This window comes from Marinobacter nitratireducens (genome assembly GCF_000708045.1).
Classification (GTDB): Bacteria; Pseudomonadota; Gammaproteobacteria; order Pseudomonadales; family Oleiphilaceae; genus Marinobacter; species Marinobacter nitratireducens.
Genome location: NZ_ANIE01000008.1, coordinates 78,850 through 93,760, shown reverse-complemented (window position 1 = coordinate 93,760; position 14,911 = coordinate 78,850). Strand labels below are relative to the sequence as shown.

Below are 14,911 nucleotides of genomic sequence, written 5' to 3'. Positions count from 1 at the left end.
CTACCCCGCCGCCAGTCAGACTTCGTCGGCCTTGCTGCGGGGTGCAGATGCCGTCCCGGCACCGCCGGCAAACCCGGAAGCCTGGTGTTCCAGCTCTTTTTCGATCGCGTTGGCGGATTTGGCGAATCGTGCCAGCAGGTTATAGAGCACCGGAATAATAAACAGGGTCAGAGTGGTGGCAAAGATCAGACCTCCGAGGATCACTGCGCCAATGGCTGCCCTACTCTCTGCACCGGCGCCCGTGGCCACCACCAGGGGGACGGCGCCAAACACCGTGGAAATGGTGGTCATCAACACCGGCCGAAAACGCAGGCAGGCGCCTTCAAGAATCGCGTCGCGGACTTCGTACCCCCGATCCCGTAACTGGTTGGCGAATTCCACGATCAGTATTCCGTTCTTGGCCATCAACCCCAACAACATGATGATGCCGATCTGGCTGTAGATATTAAGACTGATCCCAGACCACAACAGTGCCAGCAATGCCCCGGTAACAGCCAACGGGACCGCCAGCATGATAATCAGGGGATGAATCCAGCTCTCGAACTGGGCCGCCAGCACCAGAAAGACGATGACGAAGGCCAGGCCGAAGGTCACGTAGATGGCCGCCGAGGATTCCTCAAACTCCCGGGACAGTCCCTTGTAACTCACCCTCGCCTCCGGTGGCAGGTTATCCACAGCCAGATTGTTCAGATAGTTCAGCGCCGAACCCAGATCATACCCTTCAGCCAACGAAGCGCTAATGACCACCGCCGGCAGCCGGTCAATGCGACGCAGATCCGGGTTGGCGCCCACTTCATCCACAGAGACCAGAGCCTGGAGCGGTATCAACGCGCCGCCAGCCCTCGGTCGCAGGAAGATCTGGCCAAGATCCGCTGGCGTTGCCCGGTCCGCATCCGCCGCCTGCACAATCACATCGTATTCCCGACCCCGGTCAAGGTAGGTGGTGACCTGCCGGGACGCCAGCATGGTCTGCAGCGTCAGCCCCACGTCCTCGACCGTAATATCGAGATCGGCGGCCCGCTCGCGATCAATACTGACCCTGAGTTCCGGACGAGTGAGCTCAAAATCGGTCTCAAGATTGAGAAGATTGGGGTTTTCCCCAGCCCGTTCGACGATCTCTTCACTCCAGGCCTGGACCGACTCATAATCCGGCCCGGCCACCACAAATTCCACCGGCTGACTGAATCCCCGTTGGCCGAGCCCCGGCGGATTAACCGCCACGGTTCGAATGCCGGATACCTCGCTGAGTTTACCCCGCAGCTCGCTGGTGATTTGCTGCTGCTTGATGGTCCGATCCTCCCAGGGCACCAGCCCCAAGATCATGAAGGCGTTATCCTCCTCATTCCGGAAACCAACGATGGACAGCAACCGGTTCGCCACCCCCTGATCGAGGTAGGGCAACAGTTGCTGCTCGGCCTGGCGTACGTAATGGTCGGTATACTCCACCGTTGACCCCCGCGGAGCGCTGGTTGGCATGATGATCACCCCGCGATCTTCCGTCGGCGCCAACTCCTGCGGCAACTTCGGGAATATCACAATGGCGATGATAAAGCCGACAATCCCCAGCCCCAGCAGGAGGCCGGGTTGATTCAGCGAAAACCGGAGCATGCGCTCATAGCCGTGGGTCAAACCGTTCAGCACCTTCTCGCTGGCGGCCCAGAGCCGATGCCCCTCCACCGTCTCGGGGCTGTGGCGTAGCCACTTGGAGCAAAGCATGGGGGCCAGGGTCAGTGCCACCAGACTTGAGACCACGACAGCCGCCGCCAGGGTAAAACCGAATTCGGCAAACAAGCGACCAATGTTGCCCCCCATAAAGGAGATCGGCACAAACACCGCCACCAGTGTCAGGGTGGTGGCAATCACCGCAAAGGCCACCTGCTTTGCCCCCCGATAGGAGGCCAACAGCGGCGGCTCACCGGCGTCGATCCGACGCTGGATGTTTTCCAGCATCACGATGGCATCATCCACCACCAGGCCGATGGCCAGAATGACGGCCAGCAAAGTCAGCACGTTGATGGAGAAGCCGAGAAAACCCAGACCGATAAAGGCACCGATCACCGCCACCGGGATCGTTACTGCAGGAATGAGGGTTGCGCGCCAGGAACGCAGGAACAGGAATATGACGAGTATTACCAGTGACACCGCAATGGCCAGGGTGGTCACGACTTCCTTGATTGAGGCCCGGATGAAGATGGACTCATCATAACTTTCGGCAATGGTCACTTCCGGCGGCAACGTTTCGCGGATTTTCTCCAGCTCCGCCTGCACGGCATCGGAGACTGCCACGGTGTTGGCCTTGGATTGCCGGATTATCCCCATACCGATGGCGGTCTGACCGTTAGCCCGTAACCGACTGACGTCCGACTCGACCCCCATCTGCACGTTGGCCACTTCTCCCAATCGCAACAGGTCGTTGCCATCACGGCGAATCACCAGGTCCCGGAACTGTTCGACTGTGGATAACCTTCCCTCAGCCCGAACGGTGAAGTTCCGCGTCGACGAGGCGACCGACCCGGCCGGCAGCTCGACGTTGTTGGCCCGAAGGGCTTGCTCCACTTCCGCAACGGTGATGTTTCGGGCGGCCAGGCGCTCCCGATCCAGCCACACACGAATGGCATAGCGACGCTCACCTCCGATACGGACATCCGCCACGCCGTCCAGCACCGACAGCCGGTCAGCCAGCACCCGGTCGGCAAAATCGCTGAGTTCGGCACTGTCCCAGACATCGCTGCGCAAGGTGACCCACATCATCGGGCGGGCATCAGAATCGGCCTTCCGGACCACCGGAGGATCGGCTTCATCCGGTAGCTGGTTGGCAACACGGGATACCGCATCGCGGACATCGTTGGCAGCGATATCCACATCCCGGGTTGTGGAAAACTCGATGCTGGTGCGGGATTCACCCTGCTCTGTGGATGATTCTATGGATCGAATACCCTCGATACCGCTGATGGCGCCCTCGATCACCTGGGTAATCTGGGTGTCCACCACCTCGGCGGCGGCACCGGTGTAATCCGTGGAAATGGACACCACCGGCGGGTCGATATCCGGGTATTCCCGCACTGGCAATCCCAACAGGGCAGCCAGGCCGAACACCACGATCAGTAGACTCAGTACCGTCGCGAAGACCGGTCGCTTGATGGAGACATCGGAGAGAATCACGGATCAGGACTCCATGGAACCGGCGAACCGGTTGTCCGGAATAGCACTGTCCTCGTCCACCACGCGAATCCGGTCTCCACTGCTGAGACGATCCTGACCGGTGACAATCACCAAATCCTCGGCCGAGAGGCCCTCGGCAATTTCGACCCGCCCCGGCATCCGCGACCCCAGCACGACACTTCGTCGCTGTGCCGTGCCGTCCACAGCTAAAAAGACATAGGTTTCATCGCCGCGAATCATTACCGCCTGCTCGGGAATCACCAGCGCCTGGCGCTGGCGAAGGGTGAGCGAGGCCGACATAAACTGGCCGGGGCGCAACTTGCCGTCCGGGTTATCGATCAGGGCACGAACCGGCAGGGTTCGGCTCAGCTCGTTGATGCGGCTGCCAAGCTCGACCAGCTCGCCAGTAAAAGAGGTCTCCGGGAATGCCGGAGACCGCCCACTCACCGGCTGGCCCAGACTCACTTCGGCAAGGAATCGCTCCGGTATGGAAAAGTTCAGCTCCATGGGATCGACCGAATCCAGCGTTGAGATGATCGTTCCGATGGCGACGTAGGCGCCCACGCTGAGGTCCGTCAGACCGACCACACCATCAAACGGCGCCTGCAAACGATGATTTTCCAGGCGCACCCGGGCGGCCTGACGCTGGGCCTCGGCAACGTCAACGGCGGTTCTCAGCTCATCCACCTGGGACTGGGAAATACTGTTGTTGGAGCGCAGGCTCCGGGCCCGCTCGAACTGTCGGCGGGCGTCCGCCAACTGGGCCTCGATCACATTCAGGTCTGCCCTGGCCTGACGATCATCCAGCCGTACCAGAAGATCGCCTTTGCTGACGTGCTGCCCGGGGGCAAGGTTCAGTTCCACAATCCGGCCACTGACCTCAGTCGTCAGCGCAACAGCGTCCATGGCCTGCAAGTTACCCACCGCCTTGACCACGTCGGTCACCGTATCCACCTGCGGGGCATGCGTGTTCACTTTGCTCGGCGGGCGTTCACCCATCGCCGATTCACTATGACTTGAATCCAGAGAGCGGTATGTCAGCGCTACCGCTGCCGAGGCCGCGACCAGTACCAGTGCAATGATCCATTGCTTCCACATAGGCGTTCCAGACCCCGTCAGTCGTCAGGATGGGGCTATTTTTTCCGGATAACGAGAACCACCTCGCCAACCTCAATGCCCCACTTCGTCATGGTTGTTTGATTGATCACTGTGTCCGGTGTCACCAGATGCATCCAGTCATCCATGCGCACGTCCAGAGTACCGTCCCCGTAGGCGACCCTCAGGACATAATTCATATGGATGGCGTTTCCCTGCCAGCGCATGGTACCCGGCTCCACCACATCACCGGCGGTCGCACGGTAGCCCTCATCCGACGGCATCAGTGTCCAGACCCGGGTCTGAACCTCGCCATCATCGAAGCGGAACTCTTCATCCAGGGTGCCAACACCCTCGACATTCCAGGAGGCCGAGATATCGGCATCAAATGTCCGAATCACCTCGCCAGAAATGTCCTTGACCACCCCCCGGGCAGAAAGTTCGCCGGTGAAAAAGTCCGAGGGAATCAAAACGGGTTTACGCCCCTGGTAATCCTCCAGCGAGGGACCGGCACATCCGACCAACACCCATACGCCGAACAATACTAAGAGCAACCTGATCGAACCAGCGAAACAAGCTCTAACAGAACGAATTTGCATGACTTTTACACTCGCGAATGAGGATCGTTAATGGCGATATCAGGGAGGACATACGCAACCAAAGCCAGCATCGATCAGGTCGAAAAAGCCGTCAAAACCCAAATCGTCATTTCGGCCAATTGATCATTTTGACAGGGTTGGCAGCGATTTTCGTCAATGGCAGGACCCCGGGAATCCCGTAAAACAAAAAGCATCAGGGTCACCGTCGTGATCCGAACCCAATTTAACGACAGGTACAGAGGAATCGTTATGCCGGTCTACAAGGCTCCCCTGCGCGATATGAATTTTCTGCTCAACGATGTGTTTGAGTATCCGAAGCATTATGAAAGTCTGAAAAGCGGTGAAAACGCCACCCCGGACATCGTTGACGCCATCCTGACCGAGTGTGGCCGCTTCTGCGAGGAAGTCCTCAGCCCGCTCTACCAGTCCGGAGACGAGGAAGGTTGCAAACTGGAAAACGGTGAAGTGACCACACCCAAGGGCTACAAAGAAGCCTATGACCAGTACGTGATGGGGGGCTGGCAGGGCCTGTCAGCGCCGGAAGACTTTGGCGGCCAGGGGCTGCCGGCTTCCATGGGCCTGCTGAAGCAGGAAATGATGGGCACGGCCAACTGGTCCTTTTCCATGTACCCGGGGCTGTCCATGGGGGCAATGAACACCATCTACCTGCATGGCAGTGAGGAACAGAAAGCGACCTACCTCGGCCCACTGACCGAAGGCCGCTGGGGCGGCACCATGTGCCTCACCGAACCCCAGTGCGGCACCGATCTCGGTCAGGTCAAAACCAAGGCTGAGCCACAGGCCGATGGCAGCTACAAGCTGACCGGCACCAAGATCTTTATCTCCTCCGGTGACCATGACCTGACCGAAAACATCGTTCATATCGTGCTCGCCCGTTTGCCGGATGCCCCCAAGGGGACCCGCGGTATCAGCCTGTTCATCGTGCCCAAGTTCCTGCCGGATGGGAACGGCAGTGTGGGCGAGCGCAACGGGGTCAACTGCGGCAGCCTGGAAAAGAAAATGGGCATCAAGGCCTCCGCAACCTGCGTGATGAACTTCGATGGCGCCACCGGTTTCCTGATCGGCCCGGAAAATGAGGGCCTGGAGTGCATGTTCACCTTCATGAACACCGCCCGGATCGGTACCGCGATTCAGGGTGTGGGTCCTGCGGAGCTGTCCTATCAGTGGGCACTGGATTACGCCAAGGAGCGTCGTTCGATGCGCGCGCTCTCCGGCAAGAAAGAGCCGGAGCAGGTGGCTGACTCGTTGATTCACCATGCCGATGTGCGCCGCATGCTGCTGACCCAGAAGGCCATCGCCGAGGGCGGGCGCGCCATGCTGTATTACGCCGCCCGACTGGCCGACCATATGGTGGAAGGCCATGCCGAGGGCGACACCAAGAAAGCCGAGAAATACGACGACAAGCTGGGCTTTTTGACGCCCATCCTGAAAGGGTTCCTGACCGAACTCGGCAACGAAGCGGCCAATCTCGGTGTGCAGGTGTTTGGTGGCCACGGCTACATTCGCGAGCACGGCATGGAGCAGATCGTCCGTGATACCCGGATCGCCACGCTTTATGAGGGCACCACCGGTATCCAGGCGCTGGATTTGCTGGGCCGTAAGGTTCTGTTGATGACCCAGGGCGGCGCTGTCCGCGAGTTCACCCTGAAAGTGGCGAACTTTGCCCGCAAGCACCTGGCCAACAAACGTACGCGCCCATTTGCCGTCGAGCTTCTGAAACTGACCGCCCAGTGGAACCTGCTGACCGTGCGGGTCATGCTGGCTGCGCGCAAGGATCGCGACGTGGTGAGTTCAGCGGCCTACGACTTCCTGATGTACAGCGGCTACGTCACCATGGCCTATATGTGGGCCCGCCAAGCCGCTGTGGCCGCGGATCGTTTGGACAACGGCGGAGATGAATCCGAGGCGTTCTACAACGCCAAGATTGCGACGGCCGAGTTTTATTACGAGCGCCTGCTGCCCAGAGCCCAGACCCACGCCACCAGTATGCTCAGCCCGACCAGCAACCTGATGCAACTGGATGCGGACGACATGGCCTTTACCGGTTAACCAACCCGGTGACTTCCCTCCCGGGCCACGGCCCGGGATTTTTTTGCCTTGAATTCCGGATAAGGCATCCCAAGTTTTTGATGGGCTTAATGCTATCAACCATTCATTTTCTGAGGATTGAAAGAGCTACCACACAATAAAAGAAGGAGGTTCGAATATGGAAACTCGTGCTGACGACTTTTATCCCACCCGCTTGGAACGCCCCACTCTCTCTTTCGACCGGCTCGATCCGGTTATCCACAGCAGCGGTGAATCCCGCACACAGGGCCCGCTCAGCGAGACCGATCTTGCCCGCTATGAACGCGATGGCTTCTTGGTATTCAATGGTTTTCTAGATCAACAGAGCGTCCGGCAGTTCCGCGACGACCTGCGCGCCTACGAGCATGATGATGAAGTCTTGCGCTCAGAAGGCACCATTACCGAGCCCGGGAAGCGGGAAATACGCTCAATCTTTGGTGTTCATGAGCTCTCGAACCGGTTTGATCGGCTGACAAGGGATCCGAGAATCCTGGATATGGTACGCCAGTTACTGGGCAGCGACGCCTACATTCACCAGTCCCGAATCAACTTCAAACCCGGCTTTCATGGCAAGGGCTTCGACTGGCACTCCGATTTCGAGACCTGGCATGCCGAAGACGGAATGCCGAGAATGCGCGCGGTGAGCTTTTCCATCGCGTTGACGGACAACACACCATTCAACGGCCCGCTGATGCTGATACCGGGCTCCCACAAGCGTTTTGTACCCTGTGTCGGCCGCACCCCGGAAGACAACTACAAGTCTTCCCTGAAAAAGCAGGAGCTCGGCGTTCCCAACGACGATGACCTCGCCGAACTGGTCGACCAGCATGGAATCCAGGCCCCGACGGGGGCAGCCGGTTCCCTGATCATATTCGAGTGCAATACGCTCCATGCTTCGAATGCAAACATGTCACCCTGTCCAAGGAGTAACCTGTTTTTTGTTTACAACAGCGTGGAAAACCGGCTGGAGTCTCCGTTCTGCGGCAACAAGCCGAGACCAGAATTTCTGGGTAACCGGACCAATACCGATGCGCTAACGGCAATAGAGGTGGACTCACCCCGACGGACCGGCTGAGTCCTGTGGATAACTCAGAGGGAAGCCGGGCGGCTTCCCTCTTCAACGATCCCGCTTATACGATTCAGGGATTCTGGAAGCGCCGGATGAACGCCTCAGACTCGGCAATGGATGCCTCCATGTTACGAATCAGCGCGTCCACATCGCTACGGATCCGGCCCAGTTCACTCTCAAGCGCTCCGATGGCCTGGGCATTGAGGTTGTGCTTGAGGTACAGAACCTGGTCTTCAAACGCCTGGAGTACCGGTTCCATGCGTGATTCAGCCTTGTGCATGCGACCAATCAGCTTTTCGTACTGCTCGCGGGTATCCCGAAGCTGTCGTTCGCTGCTGCGGCGCAGGGAGGCACTCTCATAGAGATCCAGCTCATCTTCCCATTCCTCAAACAGGGCTTCCGAGACATCCTCAACGGATTCGATCCGGTCACGGACTTCTTCCGCCGACTCCTGGCTCTCCTCATAGGCATCCCGGATTTCCTCGTAGCGAGCCTTGAGTTCCGTGTCCGGGGTATCCACCACACTCTGGAACCGGGCCAGAGATGAACGGAAGGTCTCCTGGGCATCACTCTGCGCATCCCGGGCGTCTTCGACCCGATCCACCAGGATATCCCGTTTTTCGTAGCCGAGCTTTTCCATGGTGTCGTAATAGACCGTGCTGCAGCCTGTTGTGAACAGGGCAGCCACCAGCGCCAGAAGCCAGAAACCAGTCAGGTTGTGGATAACTTTCATGAGCGAGTCCTTGTTATTTTCCAATACAGAAACTACTGAATATCTTGCCCAGCAGCTCATCCGGGGTCAGATGCCCGGTGATTTCACCAAGGGCATCCTGGGCGGCTCGCAGGTCTTCAGCCAGCAACTCACCCGCGCCAAAACCTTCCAGCTGGGATTGCCCCTGCACCATGAGATCCCTGGCTCGTTCCAGAGCGTCCAGGTGCCGCCGGCGCGCCAGGAATCCACCCTCGGTGGTGGTGGCGAACCCCATGCACTGTTTGAGGTGGTCTCTCAGAACCTCAAGACCGTCTGCCGATTTTGCCGCCAAGCGGATGACTGGAGCCGATTGGCCGGGCTCATCAAAGATACCCACAGGCTCACTGGATAAATCCACCTTGTTGCGAATGACGGTCACCGGCGCCTTCGCCGGCAGCTGATCGATGAAATCCGGCCAGATGTCGTGCGGTTCCGTTTTGTCCGTCGTGGTGGCATCCACCATCAGAAGGATTCGGTCTGCCTGACGGATTTCCTCCCAGGCTCGGGCGATGCCGATCTGTTCCACTTCATCGGGGCTGTCCCGGAGGCCCGCCGTGTCGATGATATGCAGCGGCATGCCATCAATGTGGATATGTTCCCGAAGCACGTCCCGGGTCGTCCCTTCAATGGCCGTCACAATGGCGGCCTCTCGACCCGCCAGGGCATTGAGCAAACTCGACTTACCGGCATTCGGGCGGCCGGCGATCACCACTTTCATACCATCTCGCAGGATGGTCCCCTGTTGCGCTTCAGCAAGTATGGTTTCCAGCCGCTCCAGCAACGCCTGAAGATCAGTGGCGACTTTGCCGTCGGCGAGGAAATCAATTTCCTCCTCGGGAAAATCGATGGCCGCTTCCACATAGATCCGCAAATGCGTGACCGCATCCACCAGGTCATCCACCTGCCGGGAAAAAACACCCTGCATGGACCGAACCGCGCAACGGGCTGCCTGCTCCGAGCTACTCTCGATCAGGTCGGCTATGGCTTCCGCCTGGGCCAGATCCAGCTTGTCGTTGAGGAACGCCCGCTCGGAAAATTCCCCGGGCCGGGCCAGGCGGGCGCCACGGGCACAGACCTCCCGCAACAGGACGTCGAGAATCACCGTCCCGCCATGCCCCTGAAGCTCGAATACATCTTCCCCGGTAAACGAGTGGGGGTTCGGGAAAAAGAGGCCAATTCCCTCATCAATCAGCTCACCATCGGCACCTTTGAAGGGGCCGTAGTGTGCATAACGGGGGCGGGGCTCGAAGCCGAGCATCTGTCTGGCGATGTCGGCTGCTGACGGTCCCGAAACCCGGACTATACCGACGCCGGCCTGTCCGGGCGCGGTGGCAATCGCTGCGATGGTGTCGGAACTGTGGTTCATGAATGATCCTTGGCCATAAACAACAGAGGCCCCGTTTACGGAGCCTCTGTCAGGTTCAGGTCAGATGTACCGTTCAGTACTTCTTGCCTGCGGTTTCCGCTTCAATCTTGCGGGTAATGTACCACTGCTGGCTGATGGACAGAATGTTGTTGACCAGCCAGTACAGGACCAGACCTGCCGGGAACCAGAGGAAGAAGACCGTGAAAATCAGCGGCATCATCTTCATGATCTTGGCCTGCATCGGATCCGGCGGTGTCGGGTTCAGATGCATCTGCAGGAACATGCTAGCCCCCATCAGAATCGGCAGGATGAAGTACGGATCCATCTGGGAAAGATCCTGAATCCACAGCATGAACGGTGCGTGGCGCAGCTGAACACTCTCGAACAGAACCCAGTACAGGGAAATGAACACCGGCATTTGCACCAGAATCGGCAGGCAACCACCCAGCGGATTGATCTTTTCCCGCTTGTACAGCGCCATCATTTCCTGAGACATGCGCTGGCGATCATCGCCATACAGTTCCTTCAATCGCGTCAGTTGCGGTGCGACTGCACGCATTTTTGCCATTGAACGATAACTGGTTGCAGACAGGTGGAAAAAGACTGCCTTCACCAGGACCGTCAGCAGAATGATCGAAACACCCCAGTTCCCAATGAGGCTGTGGAACCATTCCAGGACAATGAACAACGGCAGGGAAATAAAGAACAACCAGCCAAAATCAACAGTGCGATCGAGATTGGGAGCGACGGCTTCCAGACGATCAATGATTTTCGGGCCAACATAAGCCTGAGCGCCGACCTCGACGGTTTCCCCCGGTGCAACCTCGGTTGCCGGATAGACAAAGCCCATAACGTGGAGGTTGCCACGATTGGTGGTCTGGAACTGCGCAGGCTGATCCCGCTCCGGAACCCACGCGGTCAGGAAGTAGTGCTGGAGGAATGCCAGCCAGCCGTTAGTCACGGACTGGTTCACGTTGGTTTCGTTCAGGTCGCTGAAATCAAACTTCTCGTAGGGATCTTCCGGAGAACTCACGACCATGCCCAGGAACGCGCGAATCCCCATACTGGTCTGAGCGGTAGGATCTGGCGCTTCATCACGGACAATCTTACCGGTGAAGTTGGCTTGCCAGGTCTCTTCGGATCCGTTTTCAATCAGGTAACGAACGCCGATTTCATAATCGTCGCGGCCAAATTGGTAACGCTTGGTGATTTTCACGCCGGAATCAGTGGTGGTTACCAGGTCTACGGTCAGTTGATCCTGACCTTCGGTGAGTTCATAGCTGGTGGCCGCGGTTTCATAGACCGGCGCTGAACCGTTGGATTTGCTGTCAGGGCCATTACGGCCAATCAGACCACTTTCGAGTACGTAAGTGCGGGTACCGGTCTTGCTCAGCAGGGTCAGTGGCTGCTCGCTATTCAGTGATTTGTCGTAATTGATGAGCGATGCGTGTACGAGGTTGCCGCTGACACGATCGATTGCCAGGTCATAAACATCTGTTTTTACTGATACATAGCGGTTTTCCAGCTCACCACTTTCATCCGAGTCTGAGGCGGTTGAAGTTATCTGCTGACCACTTTCCGGTGTGGAAAACTCTTCATTGCCAGCAGAATTCTGCTGTTCCGGCAGCACCATGGTGTCACCGGAGTTCTCGCTAATACCGGGAACGACAGGGTTCTCGGCAACCTGTTCGGTAGCAGGTGGCTGGTGATAATCGTCATTCCAGGCAAGCACCATCAGATAACTGACAATAGCCAGGCCGGCAAATAATACAATGCGTTGAATATCCATAAGTTACTGTCTGGTCTGGGTTGTAGTTGGAGAGTGGTCAGCCTGTGAACAGGAAGTCATTGAGTGATCACATTGAGAATGTGTGGTGCCTGGCACCGGATCATACCCGCCTTCGGCCCAAGGATGACACCTTAATAGGCGATGAACCGAGAGAAAAGTCCCTTTGACTGCGCCATGGTGAGTAATCGCTTCGACGGCGTATTGTGAACAGGTAGGCGTATGGCGGCAATGACTCGCCATCAGGGGACTGATTGCGTATTGGTAGAAGCGAATGGGCAGTAGCAGTAATTTGCGCATTACCCTGTTCCTCAACCGGCAGGCTCTGATGGATCTGAGCGAGATGGCTGGAGTTGACGGTGCTTTTTCTTTAACCGTCGCCAGAGGTCGTTCAAGCATTCCTGCACGGCAGCATTCTCGAGGTTTGCCAGTCCCTGTCTCCCGAGAACAACCACGTCGAGTCCTGGCAGATCGACCTGTTGCCTGAAACTTTCCCTGACTTGACGCTTGATTCGGTTTCTTTGAACAGCAAGCTTCAGATTTTTCTTGGAAAAGATCAGACCGACCCTGGCGTGACCGAGTGAGTTCGGTGTCGCCAGGACCAGGAAGTTCCGATGAGGAACTTTCAGCTGTACGTCGTCGAAGACTTTGCCGTAATCACCCGGACGGAGAAGTCGGTGAGACTTCGGGAAAGTCAAAGCCTTCATCAGGCGAACAGAACTTATGCAGACAGACGTGCGCGACCCTTGGCACGACGACGAGCAATAACCTTGCGGCCATTGGCTGTAGCCATACGGGCACGGAAGCCGTGGGTGCGCTTACGCTTCAGGACGCTAGGTTGAAACGTTCTTTTCATGGTGACGATCTCACAATTCTGGTTAGAAATTCGGGTACTGGCTGGAAAATGTACAGCCAAAACAGGAGCGGCATTCTATGCAAATACCGGGAGGAATTCAATGCCTCTGAGTAAGGGGTTATGACGATGTTTGTTCTGTCTGGGGGTTGGCCAACGAATAATAGATTAATCAGGTTCTTTTAGAATTCTTTTAAGGATTATTTATTACTGTTATTAGCATCGAGGGTTTCTGTGGATAAACGAAAAAAAATTAACGGTGTCAGTTGGTTGTTGAGTTGACAAGGATATTGACAAGGCGGGGTGAGGTCTGTGGACGGAGGCAAGATGAATTGTGCAAAAGTGCCGATCGTTCGATGGAGCCAGGTTATCCACTGGTTCGTCCTGAGCTTTCACACAGGGTTAAACGCAGGGTGTACACACAGGGCTGTGGGTAAGTTTAATCACAGGAAATTTCTGTACACAAGGTTGTAGGTAAGTCTGTAACGTTCTGAATTTTGGAAATATAAATTTCCACAGGCTGTTTATGAAGTTGTTGTGACACTTTTACTGGGAGGTTCGGCGGGTTAGAATCCGAGGTCTTCTCTAGAGTCTGGAGGTTTTCCTCCTTCGGACTGAGGTAATCTGGGTAATCAGGAGCAGGCTGTCGTGCCGAACAGTATGTGGCATCAGTGTCTAGAAGTACTCCGGGATGAGTTTCCCGCACAACAGTTCAATACCTGGCTCAGGCCCCTTCAGTCTGATCAGCAGGAAGGGCAGCTGATGCTGTTTGCGCCCAACCGGTTTGTGATGGACTGGGTGAATGAAAAGTACCTCAGGCGCATAGAGGAAGTATTGAAGGACCTGCACGGTGGTCAGGCTCCCCGGGTTAATATGAAGGTGGGGTCCGCACCCCGACAGACGGAAACCGTCTCCAGATCAGAACCACAGGCGCCTGCCAATAACGGCAGAGTCCTGGAGGAGGCTGGTAGCCAGGTTACTGAAGAAGAGAAAGGCGTGGCAGCAACGGTGGCCGAACCGGCAACCATCAAGCCCAAGTCGGAGCCCGAACGCCGATCGGTTCAGGTTGAAGGTGATATCAAGCACCAGAGCTTTCTAAATGAAGGCTTTACGTTTGAAACCTTCGTTGAGGGTAAGTCGAACCAGCTTGCCCGTGCAGCTTCCATGCAGGTCGCCGAGAATCCGGGCGGTGCCTACAACCCCCTTTTCCTGTACGGCGGCGTTGGTCTTGGTAAAACTCACCTGATGCATGCCATCGGCAATGAAATCGTGCGCAGGAATCCTAGGGCCAAGGTAGCCTATCTGCGTTCCGAGCGTTTCGTTGCCGATATGGTCAAGGCCCTGCAATTGAATGCCATCAATGAATTCAAGCGTTACTACCGGTCGGTGGATGCACTGTTGATTGATGATATCCAGTTCTTTGCTCGCAAGGAGCGATCCCAGGAGGAGTTTTTCCACACCTTCAACGCGCTTCTTGAAGGCGGTCAGCAGGTGATCGTTACCTGTGATCGCTTCCCGAAAGAGATTGCGGATATGGAAGAACGCCTGAAATCCCGCTTTGGTTGGGGATTAACGGTGATGGTAGAGCCGCCCGAACTGGAAACCCGGGTAGCGATCCTGATGAAGAAGGCGGAGCAGGCCAACGTCCGGTTGAGTAGTGAGGCCGCTTTCTTTATTGCCCAGAAAATCAGGTCAAATGTTCGTGAGCTAGAAGGGGCGCTTCGTTTGGTGATAGCGAATGCTCACTTCACAGGGTCTGAGATTACTCCACCCTTCATTCGCGAAAGCCTCAAAGATTTGTTGGCACTGCATGAGAAGCAGGTCAGTATCGACAATATTCAGAGAACCGTCGCCGAGTATTACAAAATCAAAGTGGCGGATCTGTTGTCGAAGCGTCGGACTCGCACGGTGACCCGGCCGCGGCAGGTGGCCATGGCGTTATCAAAGGAACTGACCAATCACAGTCTCCCGGAAATCGGGGACGCGTTTGGTGGTCGGGACCACACAACCGTTTTGCACGCGTGCAAGAAGATCGTGGAGCTTCAGGAGACTGATCCTGGAATCCGCGAGGATTATCAGAACTTTATGAGATTGCTGACCACCTGATGCCGGGCGTTGGCGACAAACATTCACCCTTTCAAT

Annotated in this window: 12 protein-coding genes; 3 read left to right on the top strand and 9 right to left on the bottom strand. The window is 56.8% G+C overall.

All coding sequences use genetic code 11. The features are described 5' to 3' along the window. Window positions 1-15 precede the first annotated feature (15 nt). From D777_RS13900 to D777_RS13890, 3 genes are read right to left on the bottom strand one after another with little or no spacing between them, the layout of a single operon-like run. Window positions 16-3,162 carry an efflux RND transporter permease subunit gene (locus D777_RS13900; protein WP_036133296.1) on the bottom strand — a complete coding sequence of 1,049 codons (3,147 nt, stop codon included), beginning with the start codon at window positions 3,160-3,162 and terminating at the stop codon, window positions 16-18. Window positions 3,163-3,165: 3 nt separating this feature from the next. Further along, complete coding sequence (locus D777_RS13895) at window positions 3,166-4,260, bottom strand: efflux RND transporter periplasmic adaptor subunit (protein WP_036133294.1); 1,095 nt, start codon at window positions 4,258-4,260, stop codon at window positions 3,166-3,168. A 35-nt stretch (window positions 4,261-4,295) separates the two neighbouring features. Beyond that, the gene (locus D777_RS13890) at window positions 4,296-4,784 is read right to left on the bottom strand and encodes a DUF3833 domain-containing protein (protein ID WP_264673451.1); all 489 of its coding nucleotides are present in this window, start codon (window positions 4,782-4,784) and stop codon (window positions 4,296-4,298) included. Between the two features lie 321 nt (window positions 4,785-5,105). On the opposite strand from D777_RS13890, the gene D777_RS13885 reads away from it, so the two are divergent. Together D777_RS13885 and thpD are read left to right on the top strand one after the other, a co-directional pair. Further along, entirely contained in the window at window positions 5,106-6,926 is a 1,821-nt protein-coding gene (locus tag D777_RS13885; protein WP_036133290.1) for an acyl-CoA dehydrogenase C-terminal domain-containing protein, read from the top strand. Between the two features lie 157 nt (window positions 6,927-7,083). After that, complete coding sequence (gene thpD / locus D777_RS13880) at window positions 7,084-8,019, top strand: ectoine hydroxylase (protein ID WP_036133289.1); 936 nt, start codon at window positions 7,084-7,086, stop codon at window positions 8,017-8,019. A gap of 64 nt (window positions 8,020-8,083) precedes the next feature. Here thpD and D777_RS13875 read toward each other — a convergent pair whose 3' ends face one another. The 6 genes from D777_RS13875 to rpmH form a co-directional block, all read right to left on the bottom strand. After that, window positions 8,084-8,746: a DUF2959 domain-containing protein gene (locus tag D777_RS13875; protein ID WP_036133287.1), complete on the bottom strand. Its 663-nt coding sequence runs from the start codon at window positions 8,744-8,746 to the stop codon at window positions 8,084-8,086. Between the two features lie 13 nt (window positions 8,747-8,759). Further along, window positions 8,760-10,130, bottom strand: coding sequence for a tRNA uridine-5-carboxymethylaminomethyl(34) synthesis GTPase MnmE (gene mnmE, locus D777_RS13870; RefSeq protein ID WP_036133285.1), 1,371 nt, complete (start codon window positions 10,128-10,130; stop codon window positions 8,760-8,762). 73 nt (window positions 10,131-10,203) lie between these two features. Continuing rightward, complete coding sequence (gene yidC / locus D777_RS13865) at window positions 10,204-11,919, bottom strand: membrane protein insertase YidC (protein WP_036133284.1); 1,716 nt, start codon at window positions 11,917-11,919, stop codon at window positions 10,204-10,206. A 3-nt stretch (window positions 11,920-11,922) separates the two neighbouring features. Next, window positions 11,923-12,216 (bottom strand): membrane protein insertion efficiency factor YidD, encoded by a 294-nt coding sequence (gene yidD / locus D777_RS17870; RefSeq protein WP_227501780.1) that lies wholly within the window; start codon window positions 12,214-12,216, stop codon window positions 11,923-11,925. A gap of 11 nt (window positions 12,217-12,227) precedes the next feature. Then, window positions 12,228-12,623: a ribonuclease P protein component gene (rnpA, locus tag D777_RS13860; protein WP_036133282.1), complete on the bottom strand. Its 396-nt coding sequence runs from the start codon at window positions 12,621-12,623 to the stop codon at window positions 12,228-12,230. 14 nt (window positions 12,624-12,637) lie between these two features. Next, entirely contained in the window at window positions 12,638-12,772 is a 135-nt protein-coding gene (gene rpmH, locus D777_RS17865) for a 50S ribosomal protein L34 (RefSeq protein WP_081849567.1), read from the bottom strand. Between the two features lie 645 nt (window positions 12,773-13,417). Here rpmH and dnaA point away from each other — a divergent pair. Continuing rightward, window positions 13,418-14,875 (top strand): chromosomal replication initiator protein DnaA, encoded by a 1,458-nt coding sequence (dnaA, locus tag D777_RS13855; protein ID WP_036133280.1) that lies wholly within the window; start codon window positions 13,418-13,420, stop codon window positions 14,873-14,875. The last annotated feature ends 36 nt before the right edge of the window (window positions 14,876-14,911 follow it).

Coding starts and splice junctions, on each gene's coding strand:
- D777_RS13895 (WP_036133294.1), bottom strand. CDS start 4,260: ATGTGGAAGCAATGGATCATTGCACTGGTACTGGTCGCGGCCTCGGCA.
- D777_RS13885 (WP_036133290.1), top strand. CDS start 5,106: ATGCCGGTCTACAAGGCTCCCCTGCGCGATATGAATTTTCTGCTCAAC.
- thpD (WP_036133289.1), top strand. CDS start 7,084: ATGGAAACTCGTGCTGACGACTTTTATCCCACCCGCTTGGAACGCCCC.
- D777_RS13875 (WP_036133287.1), bottom strand. CDS start 8,746: ATGAAAGTTATCCACAACCTGACTGGTTTCTGGCTTCTGGCGCTGGTG.
- mnmE (WP_036133285.1), bottom strand. CDS start 10,130: ATGAACCACAGTTCCGACACCATCGCAGCGATTGCCACCGCGCCCGGA.
- yidC (WP_036133284.1), bottom strand. CDS start 11,919: ATGGATATTCAACGCATTGTATTATTTGCCGGCCTGGCTATTGTCAGT.
- yidD (WP_227501780.1), bottom strand. CDS start 12,216: ATGCGCAAATTACTGCTACTGCCCATTCGCTTCTACCAATACGCAATC.
- rnpA (WP_036133282.1), bottom strand. CDS start 12,623: ATGAAGGCTTTGACTTTCCCGAAGTCTCACCGACTTCTCCGTCCGGGT.
- rpmH (WP_081849567.1), bottom strand. CDS start 12,772: ATGAAAAGAACGTTTCAACCTAGCGTCCTGAAGCGTAAGCGCACCCAC.